We start from the raw sequence: 18,508 nt of genomic DNA, 5'->3' as shown, positions 1-18,508 counted from the left end.
CGCGAACGCGAGAGGGGGCGGCATCCGCGCGGCGGGGCCGCCCCCTCGCTTCATCTCCCCCCACCCGCGGGCAAGCGCCCTCCCTACCCCGCCATCTCGCCGAACGCCAGACGGAATCCGTGCAGGACGACCGCGGCGGTGGCGAGGCAGCCGACGAGCAGCACGAACCTCCCCAGCCCGGGCCGCTGGCGCTCCGCGACCTCGCCGACGGTCACGACGAACGCCACCACCGATAGCTTGAACACCGCCATCCCGGCGATGTTCCACCGCGCGAAGACGAACTGGGCCACCGGGTTGGCCTCGTAAAATTTCGGGTGCGTCCTCAAGAGGTGGTACGTCGCGAACAGGTCGGCCAGGCTCAGAGCCAGCAGCGCCACGATCTCCGCCGACAGCAGGCTGTCGCGCCGGGCCGACTCGTGGAACAGCCGCCGCCAGCCTCCCCCCGATCGCGGCTTCGTGGGACTGCCGAGCCTCATGGCCGGCTTCGCGGGGGCGGTCGGCCGCTCCTCCATCAGCGCGTAAGTCTCCGGCGCCTCGCGCGGTGCGGCCCGCGCGGCCCCGCAGTGCGGGCACTTCATCGCGCCCCCGGCCGCGGCCATCTCCAGGCCGCACCAGGAGCAGCGGCATTTCACCTCGCCATCGCCCATCGCCCCTCCCCTCGCCCGTCGATCAGACCACGCCGCCTCGCGGGCCGTCCAGCGCAATCGGCCGCGCGACCACTTGACGTTCTATTGATTGACACGTAAACTATCGACATGCAAAGCGAAGGAGGACGGGAGATGGCGGGGGACCTGGGGCAGCGGATCGGCAAGCGCGAGCCGTTCGAGACGAAGGAGGAGGAGGCGCTCCTCAACCTCGTCCGGACGGCGGACCGGGTTCAGGCGCGGGTCGCGCGGCTGTTGAAGGAGCACGGCCTGACGCCGGCGCAGTACAACGTGCTGCGGATCCTCCGGGGGCTGGGGCGGCCGACGCCGATCCTGGAGGTCGCCGAGCGGATGCTCACGGAGACCCCCGGCATCACCGGCCTGATCGACCGGCTGGAGAAGCTGGAGTTGGTCCGTCGCCAGCGCTGCGAGCACGACCGGCGCGTGATCTTCGTCGTGCTGGGCCCGAAGGGGGCCGACATGCTCGCCGCGCTCGAGGGCCCGACGGCCGAGCTGCGGTCCGCGTTGCTCTCGGGGCTCGACGAGGGCGATCTGTCGACTCTCATCCGCCTGCTGGACCGCGTCCGGGAGCCGCTCGAGGGGCCGTAGGGCGCCCCCCCGGCCATGAAACATCCAGTTTTCTCCACGTCTTCACCAGAAGGATTTGAAGCCATGATGACGATTCGCAGGGCGTCGGATCGCGGCGGGGCCGACCACGGCTGGCTCAAAACCGCGCACACGTTTTCGTTCGGCTCGTATCACGATCCCGATCACATGGGGTTCCGCGACCTCCGCGTCGTCAACGAGGACGTGGTGAGGCCGGGGAGCGGCTTCGGCCGCCACGGCCACCGGGACATGGAGATTATCTCCTACGTCCTGGAGGGGGCGCTGGAGCACCGGGACAGCATGGACAACGTCTCGGTCCTGGGGCCGGGCGAGGTCCAGGCGATGTCGGCCGGCCGGGGGATCATGCACGGCGAGCGGAACGCCTCGACGACCGAGCCGGTCCACTTCTACCAGATCTGGATCCTGCCCGACCGTCCGGGCCTCGAACCGCGATACGACCAGAAGGCATTCCCGACGGCCGACCGCCGCGACGCCTGGCGGCTCGCGGCCTCGCCGGACGGGCGCGAGGGCTCGCTGAAGATCCACCAGGACGCCGCTATGTACCTGGCGTCGCTCGACGCCGGCGCGGAGCTTGCCCGTGATATCGCGCCGGGCCGCCACGCCTGGCTGCAAGTGTTGAGGGGCCGCGTCGTCGCCAACGGCGAGGCGCTGGAGGCCAGCGATGGCGCCGCCCTGAGCGACGAGCCCGCGGTCTCGATCCGGGCCGAGGGCCCCGCCGAGATCATGCTGTTCGACCTGGCGTGAACGGGGGGGGCCGGCCGTCGTCTCGGCCGGTCGGCCCCGCCCGATCACGATCCCTAGATTATGATGAAGGAGACTCACAATGGACGGGACGATCCGAGGTGTGATCAGCGTGGCGGGGCGTTCGGCGCTCGCGGCGATCTTCCTGCTCAGCGCGTTGGGGAAGATCCCGAACTTCGAGGCGACGGCGGAGATGATGGGGTCCAAGGGGATGCCGGCGCCGAAGTTCCTGCTCGTCGGGACGATCGCGTTCCTGATCGCGGGGAGCCTGTCGCTGATCGCCGGCTACAAGACGCGCTGGGGCGCCCTGCTCCTGATCCTGTTCTTGCTGCCGACGACCTATCTGTTCCACGACTTCTGGAATTACACCGGCGAGGCGGCGCAGAACCAGCAGGCCCACTTCATGAAGAACCTGGGCCTGGTCGGGGCGGCGCTCTTCCTGCTCGCCAACGGCGGCGGCGCCTGGAGCCTCGACGATCGCCGGCCCGCGCCCACGGCGGCGCCGACCGACACGCCCGCGAGTCTCTCGTAACGCCCTTCCCCCCTGGCGGGGGAAGGTGGCCCAGAGGGCCGGATGAGGGGGAGGCCAAAAGCAGGCTAGGTGCCGGGATTCGCGACGGCCGGACAAGCCTTCGACGACTCCAACGGCCGTCGCGCATGCCGTCCCCCTCTCCTGACCGCGTCGCGGTCTGTCCTCCCCCGCGAGGGGGGAAGACGATTTCGCGCGTCAGGCGAGGCGTCGGCGCGCGGCGAGGGCGCCGACGACGCCCAGGCCCAGCAGGGCCAGCGAGGCGGGCTCGGGGACGGCGGCGGCCTGGGGGGCGTAGGTCGTGAGGTTGTCGATCGCGACGTAGGTCGGCGTGTTCGGGCCGTAGTCGACGGAATTGTCGGTCGTGAAGAAGTCGAAGACCAGACTCGTCGCGTCGCCGAGGGCCAGCAGCGAGATGGTTTGCCAGGTGTCCAGGATGAAGGACTGGCCGTCGCGGTAATCCGCCAGGACGACGCGGACGTCGCCGGTCAGGGCACCGGTGGAGTCGTAGCCGTTGATGATCAGCTCGAAGTAGTCCCCCGGGCCGAACTGGCCGCCGTAGCTGTTGCCGGTCCGGATCAGGTTCTCGGCGTACCAGGTGTTGGTCAGGTCGATCGAGTGGGCCTTCTGGCCCGCCGCCAGGTCGATCGTCGCGTACGACTCGAAGCCCGGGGAGAGGGACGAGAAGGCGACCGCGTAGTTGTCGCCGCCGCTCGCCCCGCCCGGGGCCGCGAGGTACTGGTTCAGGAAGTAGGCGTCCGGGCTCACGTCGATCGCGCGGGACTGGCTGGAGAGGGCCCAGCCCTGCCAGTAGTTGAAGCCCGGGTCGTACGAGTTGTTGAAGGCGTTGCCGTCGATCTGGAACGCCCCGGAAGGGCCGGCGTCGTTGAGGAAGCCCCCCGCCGTCGGGTCGGAGGGGTCGATCAGGGTGAATTGATCGGCGGGGACGCCCTCGAAGGTCGTCACCGTGTAGACGTCGGCGGCGAGGGCCGGCGAGGCGAGCGCGAGGACGAGGGCGAGGGCGAGCGACGAGGCGGGCGCGAGGCGCATGGGGAGACTCCGGGGGAAGGTGGCGCGCGGGGGTACGCCGCGCGGGGACGCGGGCCGACCTGCCCGGTGAGTCGCCGGCGGGCCCGTCGCCCTGGCGCGCTCGTCCGGATGCTCGCGGCCGAAGCATCCCAAACGGAAGACGTATCGACGGGTAGGTCTTCTGGCTCTCGGCCCCGCGTCGAGCGGCCTTCCCGCCCCATGGCAGTGGCCCCGTGGCTCGCGCTTCCCGGCCGATTACAGCGGCGGCCCCGCGCCGGATTCCCACCGGCTTCACTATTCTCCCCCGGACGGGCGAGGCCGTTGGCCTCCCCTGGGGGCTCCCGTCGATGTTGCGATTAGACCACGCGCGTTGACGAACGGTCAAGCCGTGGCGCAAGCCAGCGCACGAGATCGATGGTCACCCGTTCGCGGCCCAGCTCGTTGAACGGCTCGTGGGACATGCCGGGGTAGAGCATCAGCGTCTTGTCCTCGGACCCCGCCGCGTCGAAAAACTCGCGGACCGAGGCCGGGTCGACGACCGGGTCGTCGCCGCCGACGATCGCCAGCAGCGGCACGCGCAGGTCGCGCGCCCGGCGGATCAGCAGCTCGCCGCCGTCGACCATGCCGAAGAAGAAGGGGGGATTGATGCGGTTGTGGCGGAGGTCGTCGCGGAGCATCATCCGGCCGACGGCCGGGTCGCGGTTCTCGGCGGGCGACGCGTCGAACGCCCGGAGCGTCGCCCACGGGGCGACCCGCAGGAGGATCCGGCCCAGCCCCAGCTTGTGCCGCGGCACGCGCATCGCCAGCCGGATGAACGGGTTGGAGACGATCAGGCCGTCCATCCCCTCGGGCCGTTCCAGCGCGTACCGCAGGGCGACCTGGCCGCCGTTGGAGTGGCCCAGAAGGAAAAGCGGGGCGCCGGCGTAGCGCAGCCGCGCCCACGAGGCGACCGCGCGGAGGTCGTCCACCAGGTCCTCGTAGCGCCGGACCACGCCGCGGCGCCCCGGGCTGCGGCCGTGGCCGTGGTAGTCGTGCGCGATCACGTCCACGTCCAGCGCCTCCCCCAACGCCTCGGCGACGTGGGCGTAGAGGCCGCCGTGCTCGCCGAACCCATGCGAGACGACGATCGCCCCGGCGGGGCTGTCGCGCCGCCACCAACGGCCGCGGAGCCTGCGCCCGCCCCGCGCGGTGACGGTGAACTCGGACGATCGCTGGCCGACGGTGCTCATGCGTGACGCCTCGGCATCCGTGAGTATGACGCTCGACGCGGGGCCCCGCCCCCCCGCGCGGAGTCTATCAGAGGGCCGCCGATCCGATCGAGGCCAATCGTCCCGCCTCCTCGACCGGGTCGCGGTCCAGCGTCAGCATGGTCACGTCGTCCTCGTAGCCCTCCGCGCCGGCGAAATGGCGGAGGGCCTCCAGCACGGCGTCCAGCCGAGGCCCCGGGGGCAGGTCCGCGCGCCGGAAGATGTCCAGGATCGGCTCGGTCCCGAACATGCCGGACCCCGCCGGCGAGCGGGCCTCGGTCACGCCGTCGGTGTAGAGCAGCAGCGACTCGCCCGGCGCCAGCCGGTCGGCCGATTGCACGCAGGGGAAGCCGTGCAGGGCCGAGGAGAGGATGGGGCCGGTGGAGCCCAGGGTCCTGATCGCGCCGTCCCCCCCCCGGATGTACGCCTCGGGATGGCCGGCGTTGACGTACTCCAGCAGGTCCCCCTCCGGGCCCAGCCGCACGCAGCAGAGGGTGACGAACCGGCCGGGGTCGAACTCGCGGATCCCCTCCTTGATCCGCTCGGCCACCCATCGGGGCTCGAAGTCGTCGACGTAGGCCGCCCGGAAGCCCGCCTTGACGACCGCCGTGACCATCGCGGCGGACGTGCCGTGGCCCGCGACGTCGGCGATGAGGATCGCCACGCCCCCCGCCTCGGTCTCGGCGTAGTCGTAGATGTCCCCGGCCAGCTCGTTCGACGCCATGTACCGCGCGGCCAGCGACAGCCCACGGCCGCGATACTCCGGCGCCGGCAGCATGCCGAGCTGGAACTGCCGCGCCTCGTCCAGCTCGCGGGCCACCCGGTCCAGGAACCCCTCGCGCTCCTCGCGCAGCCGGCGCAGCTCCAGGCAGCGGTCGACCAGCGCCAGCATCACGCGGCGGTCGAACGGCTTCTGGATGAAGTAGTACGCCCCCTCGTCGATGGCGCGCAGCAGGTTCTCGTCCGACTCCTCGACGTTCCCGGTCATGATGATGACGTCGAGGTCCGGGTGCTCCCGCTTCAGGGTCCGCATCAGCTCGAAGCCGTTCATCTCCGGCATGCGGACGTCGACGACGGCCAGGTCGAAAGGGGCCCCCCGCGCCAGCTCCAGGGCGGCCCTCGGCCCCGGCGCCTCCACCACCCGCCGGCCGCCGCGCGCCAGGATCCGCGACACGGCGCGGAGCACCCCCTCGTCGTCGTCGACGACCAGGATCGAGGCCTCTCGGATATCCATCACCGTCCCTCCTTCCCGACGATCGGGAAGCCGACCTCGACCGTCGTCCCCCGCCCGACCTCGCTGCGGATCTCCAGGTGGCCGCGGAGCTGCGCCGCGATCGACCGACAGATGGCCACTCCCAGTCCGTGGCCGTCGGGCTTGGTGGTGAAGAACGGCTCCCGCAGCCGCGCCAGGTCGTCCGGCGAGATGCCGCAACCCGTGTCCTCCACCTCCAGCACCAGCCGGCCCCCCACCGACCGCCCGCGGATCGTCACGCGATCCCCCGGGCCGGTCGCGTCGCGGGCGTTGCTGATCAGGTTAAGCAGCAATTGTTCCACGTCCGCCTGGACGGCGAATAAGGGGGGCAGGTCGGCCGGCACGTCGACCGCCAGCGTCACCCCCCTGCGCTCCAGCCCCTCGCGGAACAGGGCCAGCGCCGACTCCACCGCCTGCCGCGGCGCCACCTCGCTGGGGTTCCGCGTCGACTCCCGCGCGAAGTTCAGCATCCCGCCGAAGATCCGCCGGCATATGCGGATCGAGCGCTCCGCCTGGTGCAGGTCGGCCTTCGCCGCCTCGGGGTCGAACCGGCCGGCCTCCAGGTCGTCGGCCAGCTGCTGCACCAGGGGCAGGACCGTCGCCAGCGCGTTGTTCACGTCGTGCGCCACCCCCCGCGCCAGGTCGGCCATCGCGTGCTTGCGCTCCGCGTCGATCATCCGGCGCTCCAGCGACTCCGTCCGCCTCGCGTTCCGCAGCGCCACCGCCGCCTGGGGGAGGAACTGCGAGACCAGCCCGACCTCGTACTCGCGGAACGAGCCGGGGTGGATGGACGCCACCTTCAGCACCCCCAGCAGCCCCTCCCGCGTGATCAGCGAGGCGCACAGGACGGCCCCCTCCGACGGCGCGAAGCCCCCCCCGCGCGGCAGGCGGTCGTAGTCCAGCACCTCCGCCAGCGTCGTCGAGCCGCCCCCCGCCCAGTCCTTCCAGCCCCGGCCCTCGCGGTCGAAGCCCAGGACGACCGGCTGCGCCAGCATCTCCTGGAGCGTCGCCTCCAGCGGGAACCGCCGGCCCACGTTCTCCCCCTTGGCCTTCCGCCAGGCGACCTGCTCCGCCACCACCTCCAGCGCCCCCGCCTCGGCGTCGTGGATCAGCAGCGCCGCCGAGTGGTCGTAGGCGATCAGCGACCGGATCCCGTGCAGCACCTCGTACGAGAGGTGCTTGGGGTGCGACTGCGCCATCACCTTGCGGTCGACGCGCTCGCGCACCTCGCGGATGCGCTGGAAGTCCGCCTGCTCGATCAGCTCCGAGGCCAGCCCGCCGATCGTCGAGAACGCCTGGCGGGCATCCCAGAAGTAATCGGCCCCGGGGGAGCGGACGGCCAGCGCGCCCCACATCCGGCCGCGACGCCGGATCCGCGCCAGCATCACGTCGCGCGGCACCCTCGCCTTCTCCCCTCGCAGGAACCCGGAGATCAGCCGACGGTCCCAACGCGCGTCGTCGGGGGTCGCGTGGAGGACCCGCGCCTCGGGCGACCCGGGGAGGATCGCCGCGACGCACCCCTCCGGCGCGCGGAACAGCTCCATCGCCATCCGGAGCGCGCCCCCGAGGATCTTCTCCGGGTCGCGCCCCTCGCGATGCTGGATCCGGAACCGCCACAGGTGTTCCGTGAGCCCGCCCCAGCCCCCGTCGGGCCGCGACGATTTCGCCCCATCCCGCTTCAAGTTGCCCCCGATCGTCGAACCATGCAGGCCGGAGAGCGGCCGGCGCGAGTCCCCGGATGAATCATGGCTCACGCCGGCGGCGTTGTCCATGATTGGATCGACGGACGGCGATCGACGGCGGGGTCGGGCACTCTGATCGGATTCAAACGGCCTCAAAGAAAGTCGCGATCGTCCTCCATGCGAGGCCGGCGGCCGGGCACCACGTCCCACTCGACTCGGAGGCCCTCGCCCGGGGGCATCCCCCATTCCCAGCCGCAAATCGCCAGCCCGACGCCCCGATGTCCGGACGAGTCCAGGACGACGATCTTGAACCCCGTCTGGCCCGGCCGGATCATCCAGCTCCGGTCTCGGCCGGGTCGACCTGCCTCGATGAGCTTATAGCCTTCAGAGCGGGCCCACCCCTCCACGACCTTCAAGGCATTTCGCCTCCCCCGCCGTTGGATTATCAGGCATGCGACGGCAAGCGGCCCGGCCATGAGGCAGAAGATCAGGCCGTCGTGGATAGATTTTCCGACCCCGGCGAGATCCATCCCTCTCCCCCGCCGTACAAGGAGGGCGGTCGCGGCGAGGCGCCGATTCATCGCCCCGATCCGATCCCTAATCTACTCTCCCCCGCCGCGCATCGACAGGCCCCGGACCTCGAACGTCGCGTCATACGGGCCAGGGGCTTCCCATCCCAGGTTGAACGAGTCGATCGCCAGATCCTCGAATCGGGTGGCCTTCAGGTAGCCGTGGCTCTGGGAGATCGCCAGCGCCTCGCGGAGCAGCGGGACCATGTCGACCTCCAGCCGATGCCAGGCGCCGTCGCCGGTGGGGGTCTTCCAGAAGCGCTTGCCGTCGATCAGGCAGATGAACTTGCCGCTCGCGTCGTCCTTGCCCACGTCCAGCGCGTGGTGGGCCGGGGGGATGGGGTGTCGGGCGTCGAAGATGGGGATGCCGAACCAGATCATGTCCCGATGGTCGGGATTCCCCTTCGTGGCGTTGTGGACCGTCCAGAACGCGGATACCTGGGCGGTGTGGCGGCCGGGGTCGAGCTTGTCGGCGGCCCAGGAGGCGGGATCGCACGAGGGTATCCGCGCCTCCATCGCGAAGGTCAGGGTCTCGAAGTCCCTCGGGGCGATCGGCCGTTCGAAAAGCTGCTCGATCAGCAGGTGGGGCCAGGCCTCGCCGTCGGCGCGCATGCGGCCGTCGTACTCGAAGTCGCCCCGGACCTCCAGCAGCAGGCCGACGGGCCCCGCGCCGGAACGATCCACGACGACGCGCTTGGCCCGGTTCTCGGCGGTCCACCGGCCGTCGGCCTCGACGGAGCGTTGGGGCTGGAGCAGTTCGCGCGTCCCCCACTGCGGCATCCGCCAGGCGGGGGGGCCCGCGTCCGGCCCTGCCGACGCCCGAAGCTCCCCGATGAGGAGCTTCGGGACGGGGTGGCTCGCCGCCGTCAGCATGAACCCGCGTTCGAACGTCGGGTCGGCGAACAATTCTCGGGAGCGGTCCGCGCCGGGAGCCTGTCCCAGCGCGGCCGCGAGCATCATCAGGCTGGTCAGCACGGACATTCCTCCCCGGCCCGGCCTCAGCCGGCCGGCTTGATGAGCTTGGCGAGGGCCTCGTCGAGCGCGCCGCCGCGGAGGTCCAGCCGGACGATCGTCCCCTGGGGGTCGATGAGGTATGTCGCCGGGATCGAGGCCACGCCGAACGCGTCGACGAGATCCACGCCGGCCGTGGCGTTGTGGAGCTGCGCCCAGGGGATCTTGCGGGCCTTCACGAAGTCGACGACGGCCGACCGGGTGTCGTCCAGGCTGACGCTGACGATCTCAAGCCCCGCGCCCTGGTACTTCTTGTAGGCTTCCTCCAGCCGGGGCAGCTCGACGATGTTGGGGGTGCACCAGGTCGCCCAGAAGTCGACCAGGACGTACTTGCCGCGGAGGTCCGCCAGCCGGACCGTCTTGCCCTCGACGTCGGTGGCCTCGACGCTCGGCGCGGGCTTGCCGACGAGCGCCAGCCGGGCCAGCTCGGCGTCGGTCCGCTGCTTCACGGCCTCGTTCTCGGGGAACTTCGCGGCGAGCGTCCGATACACCTGGGCCGCCGTCTCGACCTCGCCGGCGGAGACGGCCGCGACGGCGAACGTCTCGGAGAAGCTGGAAGCGAACTCCTCCTGCTCGGCCAGCGTCAGCCCCTGCATCAGCTCCTGGTAACGGGCCAGCGCCTCGGGGAACCGCCCCCCCTTCGCCCGCCCCATCACCGTGATGACCTGCGCCAGCGCCTTCACCGGGCCGTCCGGGCTCTCCTTGAGATACCGCTCGGCCGTCTCCTGATTCTCCGCGAACCAATCATGCTCGATCGCCTTGTTGAACAGGGCGGCGTAGGCCTGGTCGCGGTCCTCCGCCTGGGGGTCCTTGACGAGGTACTCTCCCAGCTCCCGGACCAACGCCCGGTCGTGGCGATTCTGGATATCGGCCACGCTCTCGCGCGCCGGCGACTGCGCCCGGGCACCCGCCACGATCGCCGACGACGCCAGCAACACGATCCCGACACGGCGAAAACTCATGGCGCGCTCCTCGCCAGGACGCCCCCGCGATCCGCCCCAGGCAACACGCATGCATTCACATTCCGCGCCTTTTTTTTCCTGAGCGTCGTTTGTGTAGCACTACATGGTGGGAAGGCGTCGCGCGAGGGTCCCGGGGGGTATGAAAGGTGGATGAAAAAGACCGTCAGGGAAATCGGGGGGCAGTCACGATGGAGGGGAGGTCGCGCGACCGGTTCGAAGGGCCGCGGAAGCCCCTCGGGCTGGGTTCCGGACGCGGACGGTCGTCGCGCGCGGTGGCTTCCTCGTCCGACCGCCGCGCGGCCCGCTCCGCCTCGCGAGGGGCGAAGGCCCTCCGCGCGGAAGGCCCTCGGGATCTCGCGACGGCCGAGAAACACCATATCGAAAACGACGAACGAAGCCAACTCGTTTTCGACTCAAACTCCCACGTCGTCGCCCGTTGCGCCAAAACCAGCGCCGACGCGCGACGACGAACGAAGCCAGATCGGACCCACCCCGCGCGGGGCCCGGTCGGCGTCGCGAACTCAGCCGATCTCGACGGCCTGGAGGCCGATCGCGGGGGCTGGTTCGGGGGAGCGCGTCGGAGCGAACAGGCCGCGAGTCAGTTCGAACCACTGGTAGCAGCAGGTCGCCATCTCGTGGGAGGCGAGGAACGCCTGCCGCCCCTTCTCCCCCATCTGGCGGCCGAGGTTGCGGTCGTCGCGGAGGCGTTCGATCGCCCGGATCACGCCCTCCGCGTCGCCGTAAGGGACGGCGAACCCGCCCCCGGAGCGGCGCACCAGGTCGGCCGACTCGCAGTGCGCCGGGCCCACGAAGACCGCCGGCCGGGCCGCCGCCATGATGCCGTAGAGCTTCCCCGGCACCACGACGCCGGTCATCTCCGGTCGCATGGAGATCAGGTGGACGTCGGCCGCGGAGAGCGACAGGTGCAGCTCCTCGCGGGGGAAGTAGTCCAGGATCCGGACGTTGTCCAGGCCGTCGCGCTCCTTGGCCTCCTTGACCTCGGCAAGCCTCGGCCCGCCGCCGACGTACAGGAACGCCACGTCCCGGCGCTCTCGCAGCGCCCGGGCCGCGGCGAGGAACTCGTCGAAGGTGTGGGCCAGGCCGAGGTTGCCGGAGTACATGCAGACCAGCTCGTCCGCGTACCCCAGCCGCTTGCGCAGGGAGTTGGATTCGCGGGGGACGGGGAAGACCTCGTCCTTGCGGCTCCAGACGGGGATCTCGACGATGCGCTCGGCGCGGACCCCCTTCATCAGGATCCTGTCGCCCATGTACGGGCCCAGGACGACGACCCGGTCGGCCCGCCGCAGGACCGAGTCGCTGAGCCAGGCGAGGGCCTTCACGACCGGGTTGGTGGGCGACATCCGCTTCAGGGCGATGCTGGCGTCGGGATGCAGGTCCATGCTCCAGCAGACGTGCGCCGAGCCCTTGAACCGTCGGAGGAGCGTCCCGACCAGCCCGATGATCGGCGGGGTGGTCAGGGTGACGACGGCGTCGAACCGCGGCAGCCTCGCCGCCTTGAGCACGGCGCGGGCGTAGAAGCTGAGGTAGTCGGTCATCCGGGCCAGCGTGCTCTTGCGCCCCAGCGAGGTGGCCGGCACGCGGTGGATGTGCACGCCGTTGCGGACCTCCTCGGCCGGGGGCGCCGGGTCGCCGGGCTTGTAGCGCGACTGCGAGCAGAGGACGTGGCACTCGTAGCCCCGCGCCGCCAGCGACTCGGCAAGGTCGGTCAGGTGCTGGGCCGTGGAGGCGTGGTCGGGCCAGTAGTACTGGTTGATGAACAGGAGCTTCTCGCCGCCCCCGCGCGTCGGGCCGGCCTCGGGGGCCGGCGGGCCGTCGGCCGGGGCCGCGAACGGGACCGGGCCCAGGGGGCGCGCCGGCCTGGGCCTCCCGCGGAACCAGAGCTTGCGGTTCAGCATGTGTCGTCCACCCGGACCGTCTCGGCCCGCCTGGGGATGGTGATTCGTGATGGGGTGCTGGGCGAGTCGGGCCGCGCGGCGGGAGAGCTCCCCGCCCGCGCGACGGCGAGCGTCCGGGGGCCTCGCGGCGCGCGGGGCCCCCGGACGGGCTTCGGGTCAGACGTTGGCGAACGGATTCTGGAACGAGATGAGCTGGGCGGCGCGGACCAGCTCGGCGATGCCGCGGTCGAGGTCGACGGTGGTCTCGAACCCCTTGGCGCGGATCTTCTCGTAGGAGACCTCGTAGTTGCGCTGGTCGGCGTCGGAGCCGACCTCGGCGAAGTGGAGGTAGAAGTCCGTGTGCTCCAGGATCTTCCGGGCCACGTCCTCCTTGGTGAAGTTCATGGTCTCGTGGCCGACGTTGTAGACGTCGTCCTTCACGTCGTCCCAGCGCTCCAGGGCGAAGATGAAGGAGCGGGCCATGTCGCGGACGTGGACGAAGGTCCGCTTGAAGCCCCCCTCGTAGACGATGAGGTTGCGGTTCTTGACCGCCTGGTAGGTGAAGTCGTTCGGCATCAGGTCCAGCCGCATCCGGTTGCTGGCGCCGAAGGCGGTGGCGAAGCGATAGGCGATGCCGTTGCCGGCCTCGAGCGTCATCTGCTCGGCGGTCGCCTTGGTCTCGCCGTAGAGCGTGATCGGGGCGCGAGGGGTGTCCTCGTTGCAGACGTAGTCGGGGATCGACCCGTAGATCGACCCGGTGGAGGCGAAGAGGAACCGCGTGTCCTTGGAGCGGGCGGACAGCAGGTTGCGCGTCCCCTCGACGTTGATCGCCTGCGCGAGCTGGGGCTCCTTCTTGCAGGCGGGGTAGCCGACGATGGCGGCCAGGTGGATGATCGCGTCGACGCCGTCGACGGCCTTCTTCACCGCGGCGGGGTCGCACACGTCCCCCTGTTGCAGCTCGAAGTGGCTGTCCTGGCAGCAGGGGAGCAGGCCCTGGCCGCCGAACCGGAGGTTGTCCAGGACGCGGACCCGATGGCCCTTCTCCAGGAGCATCGGGACGAGCGTGGAGCCGACGTAGCCGGCTCCGCCGGTGACGAGGATACGCATGGCGGTTCCATCCTTGGTGAGGTCGCGGAGCGCCCGGGGGCGACGATCGCGCGATGGGTGACGGGCTGCACGGCCGACAAGTGGGGAGTCGGCGAAGCCGAGGCGTCGCGCCAGGCCCCCGTCCTTGTGGGCTCGTCTCTTGGTTGCGAAACAACGTCCTTGGCCGGATCGGACGACCGCCGACGCGAGGGCGTCGGCCTTGATTCGGCACCCATGGGCCCGGCGACCAATCCGTCGGGCGGGCCTAGCTCGGGGAGGGGGCCGTTCGTCCCGGTCCGTCGGCGGAGAGTATCGGCGTCGGAGGCGTTGATGTCAATCGCAACTTTCGTCCGGATTTCATCCCGCCCCCGCCCCTTTTCAGCCCAGGCTCGCTCCGTCGCGCCCGGCATGGCCTCCGCCTCCCCGGCGCGAAGCTCGGCCGCCTCGGGCATTCCATGCGGGGCCCGGGCTCATGGCGGAGACTTCCGCGCCTCATCGGCGGCACGAGCCTCCAGACCACTCCTCTCGCGAACCGCGCCGGCCCGCCGGGCGAGGCCGGGGGCCGGCGCGTCGGCGACGGCCGGCTCACATCCGAGGGCGTCGGCGCGCGAGCAGGCCCGCGACCAGGACGGCCGTCCCCGCCATGGCGAGGCTGGTCGGCTCCGGGACGGCCGCGGCGCCGATCGTGTAGGTCACGTCGTCCACGGCGAAGTAGCCCGGCGCGTTCAGCCCCCATTGGCCGGAGAGCGTCGACGACACGTTGAAGTAGAGCCGCTGGGCGCCGGCCAGATCGGCCAGGTCCATGTACAGCCACTCATCGGCGATGAACCGCTGGCCCTCGCGGTTATCCCCGAGGAAGAGGTCGACGAACCGGGCACCCCCGGAGGCGTCCGTGAGGATGTTTCCGTAGGCGTCCGTGCCGTAGGCCGTCACCTTGAACCAGTCGGGGATGTTGCCGTCCACCCCGCCCATCGGGCGGCCGGTGAAATCGTCGCCGAGCGACAGCGACAGGGCGGTGTAGGTGGTGTTGGTCACGTACATGCCCTGGATGATCGCGTCCTCCGGCAGCGTGAAATAGGGCAGGCCCTCCAGGTGGACGAGGTTCAGCGGGTTGAAGGCTTCGACCCCGAGCAACGGGATGGCTTCCAGGTCGTGATATCCGTAAGCCACCCCGAAGTTCGCCCCCGAGTGCGCCTCGCCGGCGTAGACGGAGAACTGGCTCGCCAGGCCCGGGACATCCGTGTTGGTCTGGTTGGAGTAGGCGAATCCCTCCCAGTAGCCCGCCCCGCCTCGGTTGATGAAGTCCACCCCGTCGGAGGAGAAGGACCCCTGTTCCACCGGCCCCCACCGCCCGGGGATCTCCACCGTGGGATCGAACGGGCCGCTCTGGGCGGAGTTGGGGCTCAAGGCAAGGCCGTCGAAGTCGGCGACGACGACGCCCGCGCGGGCGGTGCCCAGGGCGAGGGCGAGGGTCGCGGCCAGGCACGTCAGGGATCGGTACGGTCGGAGGCTCATCAGCATGTTCTCCAGGTCGAGAATCGGGGTAGGCCGGCGGGGCGGCGGTTCGGCGCGCACCGCGATCGGGCCGGCCTCCCCGCGGGATGTCGGCGGAAGGGGACGACGTCCCCGGTCGCGAGGTCGACGACGCGCGGGCGCGTCGCCTATGTCGTGGCGGGCGTCATGGAGCCTTTCCGCCGGCAAGGGCGGGATGAAGGCGCGCGGCCGTGCCGGGCGAACCCCTCGCGGCCGATCCGCGCGAGCGTCCACCGCGGACGCCGACGGCCGGGCGTCCTCGCGGATCTCGACGGGCAGGTCTTCTGGCTCTCGGCTCGAACGGCCTCGGACGACCTTCCCGCCCCCGATCGAAGGGGGCAGTGGCCCTGTGGTCCGAGACCTCGCCGATTACAGCGGCGGCCCCGCGCCGGAATTGCACCGGCTTCCCTATTCTCCCCCCCGAGCGTTCTCGGCCGGGGGCACCTGTCGAGCGGCCCTCAGGGTAGCACCCCGGGCGCGAAACCTCAAGACGGCCCCGCGGCGTCGCCGCCGTCCATCTTCATATGAAGCAGCGGGAACGGGTTGCCCAGGCCGTCGCGCGCGGAGCGGCCGACGACCCGGAAGCCCATCCGCAGGTAGAAGCCGACGGCTTGCGGGTTCTGCTCGTTGACGTCGACCTCGTCGCAGCCGAGCGCCCCGACGGCGTGCTCGACCAGCGCCCTCCCCGCCCCGCGGCCCCGACGCTCGGGCGCGACGAACAGCATCTCGATCCGAGTCCCGAGCCTCCCCAGGAAGCCGACCAACTCGCCCGCCTCCTCGCAGCCGGCCAATTCGACCAGCGGGAGGTACTCGTGCAGGACCAGCGGCTTGAGGACCTGGATGTCGACCTCCGTCAGGAAGTCGTGGGTGGCGCGAACGGCCGCCTCCCAGATCTCGACCAGGCGGGGGTGATCGGCGGGGGCGACGGTGACGATGGTCATGGCGGGGTGCCTACTGGTCGACCGAGAACAGGACGCACCGGCCCTCGGCGGCGGCCTTCCGGAAGAGCCGCCGAATCTCCTGGAAGTACCCCCAGGTGTATTTGAAGTCGTCGTCGTCCTTGTACCCGTGGTAATCCTCCGCGTCGATCGCGTCGTAACGCCGCCGCATCTCGGGCTCGGTGATCATGGCGGCGGCCTCGGCGATCTCGCGGACCAACTCCGGCGACTTCAGACTCAAGATATGGTCATCCTCGAAGTAGAGGTGCTCCCCTCCCAGGATGAAGTGACCGAGGGGATATTCTGAGCCCCCGTCCGCACTCAGCCCGTCCGGGTCGAAGCAGCGGTGGATGGCATCCCAGGCCTTGTCGTTCTCGGCGAGATCCTCCCGATGGTTTTCGAAGTATTCCTCCTCGATCACTGAGAGGACGTATTCGAGGCGTTCTCGCTCATCGCGGATGTCGCGCAGGCGTTGCACCTCGGCCCTCGACAGCGAGAAATGGACTCCGCGACATCCCATTTGCAGCCTCCCGCTCGCACGCGAATTCCGGACAGGATCGGTCGCCAGGCCCCGGGCATGGTAGCCGCCCTGCACCTCCGCAGCGACGGGAAACCGCCTTGGCGCTCCCGGGACGCGCTGCGATCATCGGGGCCGACGACCGCATTCCTTAAAGGATCGAGCCCGCCGCCATGCCGATCAGCATCATCCGCCAGCCGCTCTCGACCGTGGACGCCCCCTGGGTCGCCGCCGGGATCTTCGACAAGGAGCCGGCGGCCGACCTGCGCGGGACCGGAGCCGAGGCGCTGGCGGCCCGCCTGCTGGAGGAGAAGGAGATCAAGGGCGGCGTCGGCGATACCGTGCCGCTGTACGAGCCGGCCGGGTTCCGGTCGCCGGCCCTCCTCCTGTTCGGCCTGGGGGCAAAGGCCAAGCTCGACGCCCGCGCGGCGTTCTCGGCCGGCGTGGCGCTCTCGAGGCGGCTGGCGGGCAAGCCCCGGGAACGCGTCGCCGTCAGCGTCGCGGCGATCCTGGAGGCGGGCGACGCCCCGCTCGTCTCGGCGCTGGTCGAGGGGATCACCGTCGGCATGCGGGGGCCGGGGCTGCGCAAGACGGAGCCCAACCGTCATCCCTTCCCGTTCGACCTGATCGCGCCCGAGGGGACGAGCGACGAGGGCGTGGCCGAATTGGAGCGGCTCGCGGCTCGCGGCGCGATCGTCGGGGAGGCGGTGAACGAGGCCCGCCGCATGGTCAACACGCCGCCGTCGGAGAAGGCCCCCGCCGTCCTGGCGGAGGCGATCCGCGACGCGGCGTCCGCCTGCGGCGTGACGGCCGAGGCCTGGACCGAGGCGCGCATCCGCGAGGAGCGGTTCGGCGGCCTGCTGGGGGTCGCGGCCGGGTCGGACGAGCCCCCGGCCTTCGTCACGCTCGAATACCAGGGGGCCGGCGACGCCCCCTTCCTGGCGATCGTCGGCAAGGGGGTCACGTTCGATTCCGGCGGCCTCAGCCTCAAGCCGACCTCGTCGATGGAGGACATGAAGGCCGACATGACCGGCGCGGCGGTCGCGGCGGCGACCATCATCGCGGCGGCCCGCCTCGGGCTGCGGGTCAACGTCCGGGGGTACCTGGCCCTGACCGAGAACATGACCGGCGGCCGGGCCATGAAGCTCGGCGACGTGCTGACCATGCGCAACGGCAAGACCGTGGAGGTCCTCAACACCGACGCCGAGGGCCGGCTGATCCTCGCCGACGCCCTGAGCTACGCCGCCGAGGCCGCCCCGGCGCGGATGGTCGACCTGGCCACGCTCACCGGCGCCTGCATCGTCGGCCTGGGGACCAGGATCGCCGGCCTGTTCGCCAACGACGACGACCTGGCCGGGGATGTCGCCGCCGCCGCCGAGACGACCGGCGAGCGCGTCTGGGCCATGCCCATGGACGACGACTTCAAGGACGCCCTCAAGAGCGGCGTGGCCGACCTCAAGAACGTCGGCGGCAAGTGGGGCGGCGCGATCACCGCGGCGAAGTTCCTGGAGGAGTTCGTCGCCGGCATCCCCTGGGCCCACCTCGACATCGCCGGCCCGAGCTGGGTCGACGGCGAGAACTCCACGCGCGACGCCGGCGGCACCGGCTGCTTCGTCCGGACCCTGGTCGCCTACCTGGAACGATCCGCCGGGGCCTGATCCGGTCTCGGCGCGACCCGACGGCCTCGCTCCGCTCAGCCCGCCGCGTTCTGACGGAACCGGTGGGCGGGGTCGAACCGGCAGGGGACGCGCGAGCTGTTGACGTCCAGGATGGTGAGGATCAGGCGGATCTCATCCATCGGCTGGCCGGCGTCCATCGCCCACTGGATGATGTGGAGGTTCTCCTCCCCCCAGCGGAAGTGCTCGAGGATCGTCTCGGTCAGCGGGGAATCGAGGAGGGGGGATCGGCGCAGGATGCCGAAGGCGCGGGGGTCGAATTCGATCCAGCAGGTCTCGCCGTGCAGGTGCTCCAGCCACCTCAGGCGGATGAATCGATTCCAGTGGCGACAGATCCACAGGCGGATGGCCGCCTCGCCCAGGTCGTGGCCCGCCTTCTCGCTCTCGATCCACTTGAACCGCAGGGCCTCCAGCTCCCCACGCTCCTGGAGGCTCGAACGGACCATCGGCTCGATCTGGGCTCCAGCCGTTGCAAGAGACGACATCGACCCCTCCGAGCAAGGAAGCGGCTCTCGTTCCCGGGACGCGCGGACGTACCCCGCGGCGTTTGAGGCGAACGCCTCGACACCT

18 protein-coding genes and 2 riboswitches are annotated in these 18,508 nt (G+C 70.9%); of the genes, 4 read left to right on the top strand and 14 right to left on the bottom strand.

All coding sequences use genetic code 11. The features are described 5' to 3' along the window. Positions 1-83: 83 nt before the first annotated feature. The gene (locus tag WG209_RS14445) at positions 84-647 is read right to left on the bottom strand and encodes a DUF5658 family protein (RefSeq protein WP_337175761.1); all 564 of its coding nucleotides are present in this window, start codon (positions 645-647) and stop codon (positions 84-86) included. Positions 648-779: 132 nt separating this feature from the next. Here WG209_RS14445 and WG209_RS14440 point away from each other — a divergent pair, with 132 nt between their 5' ends. From WG209_RS14440 to WG209_RS14430, 3 genes are all read left to right on the top strand, one after another. Then, positions 780-1,253 carry a MarR family transcriptional regulator gene (locus tag WG209_RS14440; RefSeq protein ID WP_337175760.1) on the top strand — a complete coding sequence of 158 codons (474 nt, stop codon included), beginning with the start codon at positions 780-782 and terminating at the stop codon, positions 1,251-1,253. 63 nt (positions 1,254-1,316) lie between these two features. Continuing rightward, positions 1,317-2,015 (top strand): pirin family protein, encoded by a 699-nt coding sequence (locus WG209_RS14435; protein ID WP_337175759.1) that lies wholly within the window; start codon positions 1,317-1,319, stop codon positions 2,013-2,015. A gap of 79 nt (positions 2,016-2,094) precedes the next feature. After that, on the top strand, positions 2,095-2,544 hold the full coding sequence (locus tag WG209_RS14430; RefSeq protein WP_337175758.1) for a DoxX family protein: 450 nt from the start codon (positions 2,095-2,097) through the stop codon (positions 2,542-2,544). Positions 2,545-2,739: 195 nt separating this feature from the next. On the opposite strand, the gene WG209_RS14425 is transcribed toward WG209_RS14430, so the two are convergent. The 12 genes from WG209_RS14425 to WG209_RS14370 form a co-directional block, all read right to left on the bottom strand. Next, positions 2,740-3,591, bottom strand: a complete 852-nt coding sequence (locus WG209_RS14425; protein ID WP_337175757.1) for a DUF4465 domain-containing protein — start codon at positions 3,589-3,591, stop codon at positions 2,740-2,742. 131 nt (positions 3,592-3,722) lie between these two features. After that, positions 3,723-3,931: riboswitch (cobalamin riboswitch) on the bottom strand. Beyond that, the gene (locus tag WG209_RS14420; protein WP_337175756.1) at positions 3,927-4,799 is read right to left on the bottom strand and encodes a lysophospholipase; all 873 of its coding nucleotides are present in this window, start codon (positions 4,797-4,799) and stop codon (positions 3,927-3,929) included. Its footprint overlaps the riboswitch before it by 5 nt. A gap of 67 nt (positions 4,800-4,866) precedes the next feature. After that, positions 4,867-6,051 (bottom strand): SpoIIE family protein phosphatase, encoded by a 1,185-nt coding sequence (locus WG209_RS14415; protein ID WP_337175755.1) that lies wholly within the window; start codon positions 6,049-6,051, stop codon positions 4,867-4,869. Further along, entirely contained in the window at positions 6,051-7,841 is a 1,791-nt protein-coding gene (locus WG209_RS14410; RefSeq protein ID WP_337175754.1) for an ATP-binding protein, read from the bottom strand. The genes WG209_RS14415 and WG209_RS14410 overlap by 1 nt, the downstream gene beginning before the upstream one ends. A 62-nt stretch (positions 7,842-7,903) precedes the next feature. Beyond that, positions 7,904-8,167, bottom strand: a complete 264-nt coding sequence (locus WG209_RS14405; protein WP_337175753.1) for a hypothetical protein — start codon at positions 8,165-8,167, stop codon at positions 7,904-7,906. 186 nt (positions 8,168-8,353) lie between these two features. Then, positions 8,354-9,295 carry a hypothetical protein gene (locus WG209_RS14400; protein ID WP_337175752.1) on the bottom strand — a complete coding sequence of 314 codons (942 nt, stop codon included), beginning with the start codon at positions 9,293-9,295 and terminating at the stop codon, positions 8,354-8,356. Positions 9,296-9,318: 23 nt separating this feature from the next. Further along, positions 9,319-10,293 (bottom strand): TlpA disulfide reductase family protein, encoded by a 975-nt coding sequence (locus tag WG209_RS14395; protein ID WP_337175751.1) that lies wholly within the window; start codon positions 10,291-10,293, stop codon positions 9,319-9,321. Positions 10,294-10,814: 521 nt separating this feature from the next. Continuing rightward, positions 10,815-12,209, bottom strand: coding sequence for a glycosyltransferase family 4 protein (locus tag WG209_RS14390; RefSeq protein ID WP_337175750.1), 1,395 nt, complete (start codon positions 12,207-12,209; stop codon positions 10,815-10,817). Positions 12,210-12,365: 156 nt separating this feature from the next. Continuing rightward, positions 12,366-13,295: an NAD(P)-dependent oxidoreductase gene (locus WG209_RS14385; protein ID WP_337175749.1), complete on the bottom strand. Its 930-nt coding sequence runs from the start codon at positions 13,293-13,295 to the stop codon at positions 12,366-12,368. A gap of 564 nt (positions 13,296-13,859) precedes the next feature. Next, positions 13,860-14,789, bottom strand: coding sequence for a DUF4465 domain-containing protein (locus WG209_RS14380; protein ID WP_337175748.1), 930 nt, complete (start codon positions 14,787-14,789; stop codon positions 13,860-13,862). A gap of 274 nt (positions 14,790-15,063) precedes the next feature. Beyond that, positions 15,064-15,270: riboswitch (cobalamin riboswitch) on the bottom strand. A 22-nt stretch (positions 15,271-15,292) separates the two neighbouring features. Further along, positions 15,293-15,748, bottom strand: a complete 456-nt coding sequence (locus WG209_RS14375; protein ID WP_337175747.1) for a GNAT family N-acetyltransferase — start codon at positions 15,746-15,748, stop codon at positions 15,293-15,295. Positions 15,749-15,758: 10 nt separating this feature from the next. Further along, positions 15,759-16,265 carry a YfbM family protein gene (locus tag WG209_RS14370; protein ID WP_337175746.1) on the bottom strand — a complete coding sequence of 169 codons (507 nt, stop codon included), beginning with the start codon at positions 16,263-16,265 and terminating at the stop codon, positions 15,759-15,761. Between the two features lie 170 nt (positions 16,266-16,435). Here WG209_RS14370 and WG209_RS14365 point away from each other — a divergent pair, with 170 nt between their 5' ends. After that, entirely contained in the window at positions 16,436-17,920 is a 1,485-nt protein-coding gene (locus WG209_RS14365; protein WP_337175745.1) for a leucyl aminopeptidase, read from the top strand. Positions 17,921-17,955: 35 nt separating this feature from the next. Here WG209_RS14365 and WG209_RS14360 read toward each other — a convergent pair whose 3' ends face one another. Beyond that, the gene (locus tag WG209_RS14360; RefSeq protein WP_337175744.1) at positions 17,956-18,423 is read right to left on the bottom strand and encodes a hypothetical protein; all 468 of its coding nucleotides are present in this window, start codon (positions 18,421-18,423) and stop codon (positions 17,956-17,958) included. Between the last annotated feature and the right edge of the window lie 85 nt (positions 18,424-18,508).

The organism is Paludisphaera sp., from assembly GCF_037189885.1.
Classification (GTDB): Bacteria; Planctomycetota; Planctomycetia; order Isosphaerales; family Isosphaeraceae; genus Paludisphaera.
The sequence above is the reverse complement of the archived record's forward strand: the minus strand, read 5'-3'. Positions and strand labels throughout refer to the sequence as shown.

Excerpts from the sequence above, each read along its gene's own strand:
- WG209_RS14445 (WP_337175761.1), bottom strand. The coding sequence starts at position 647 with ATGGGCGATGGCGAGGTGAAATGCCGCTGCTCCTGGTGCGGCCTGGAG.
- WG209_RS14440 (WP_337175760.1), top strand. The coding sequence starts at position 780 with ATGGCGGGGGACCTGGGGCAGCGGATCGGCAAGCGCGAGCCGTTCGAG.
- WG209_RS14435 (WP_337175759.1), top strand. The coding sequence starts at position 1,317 with ATGATGACGATTCGCAGGGCGTCGGATCGCGGCGGGGCCGACCACGGC.
- WG209_RS14430 (WP_337175758.1), top strand. The coding sequence starts at position 2,095 with ATGGACGGGACGATCCGAGGTGTGATCAGCGTGGCGGGGCGTTCGGCG.
- WG209_RS14425 (WP_337175757.1), bottom strand. The coding sequence starts at position 3,591 with ATGCGCCTCGCGCCCGCCTCGTCGCTCGCCCTCGCCCTCGTCCTCGCG.
- WG209_RS14420 (WP_337175756.1), bottom strand. The coding sequence starts at position 4,799 with ATGAGCACCGTCGGCCAGCGATCGTCCGAGTTCACCGTCACCGCGCGG.
- WG209_RS14415 (WP_337175755.1), bottom strand. The coding sequence starts at position 6,051 with ATGGATATCCGAGAGGCCTCGATCCTGGTCGTCGACGACGACGAGGGG.
- WG209_RS14410 (WP_337175754.1), bottom strand. The coding sequence starts at position 7,841 with ATGGACAACGCCGCCGGCGTGAGCCATGATTCATCCGGGGACTCGCGC.
- WG209_RS14395 (WP_337175751.1), bottom strand. The coding sequence starts at position 10,293 with ATGAGTTTTCGCCGTGTCGGGATCGTGTTGCTGGCGTCGTCGGCGATC.
- WG209_RS14390 (WP_337175750.1), bottom strand. The coding sequence starts at position 12,209 with ATGCTGAACCGCAAGCTCTGGTTCCGCGGGAGGCCCAGGCCGGCGCGC.
- WG209_RS14385 (WP_337175749.1), bottom strand. The coding sequence starts at position 13,295 with ATGCGTATCCTCGTCACCGGCGGAGCCGGCTACGTCGGCTCCACGCTC.
- WG209_RS14380 (WP_337175748.1), bottom strand. The coding sequence starts at position 14,789 with ATGAGCCTCCGACCGTACCGATCCCTGACGTGCCTGGCCGCGACCCTC.
- WG209_RS14375 (WP_337175747.1), bottom strand. The coding sequence starts at position 15,748 with ATGACCATCGTCACCGTCGCCCCCGCCGATCACCCCCGCCTGGTCGAG.
- WG209_RS14370 (WP_337175746.1), bottom strand. The coding sequence starts at position 16,265 with ATGGGATGTCGCGGAGTCCATTTCTCGCTGTCGAGGGCCGAGGTGCAA.
- WG209_RS14365 (WP_337175745.1), top strand. The coding sequence starts at position 16,436 with ATGCCGATCAGCATCATCCGCCAGCCGCTCTCGACCGTGGACGCCCCC.
- WG209_RS14360 (WP_337175744.1), bottom strand. The coding sequence starts at position 18,423 with ATGTCGTCTCTTGCAACGGCTGGAGCCCAGATCGAGCCGATGGTCCGT.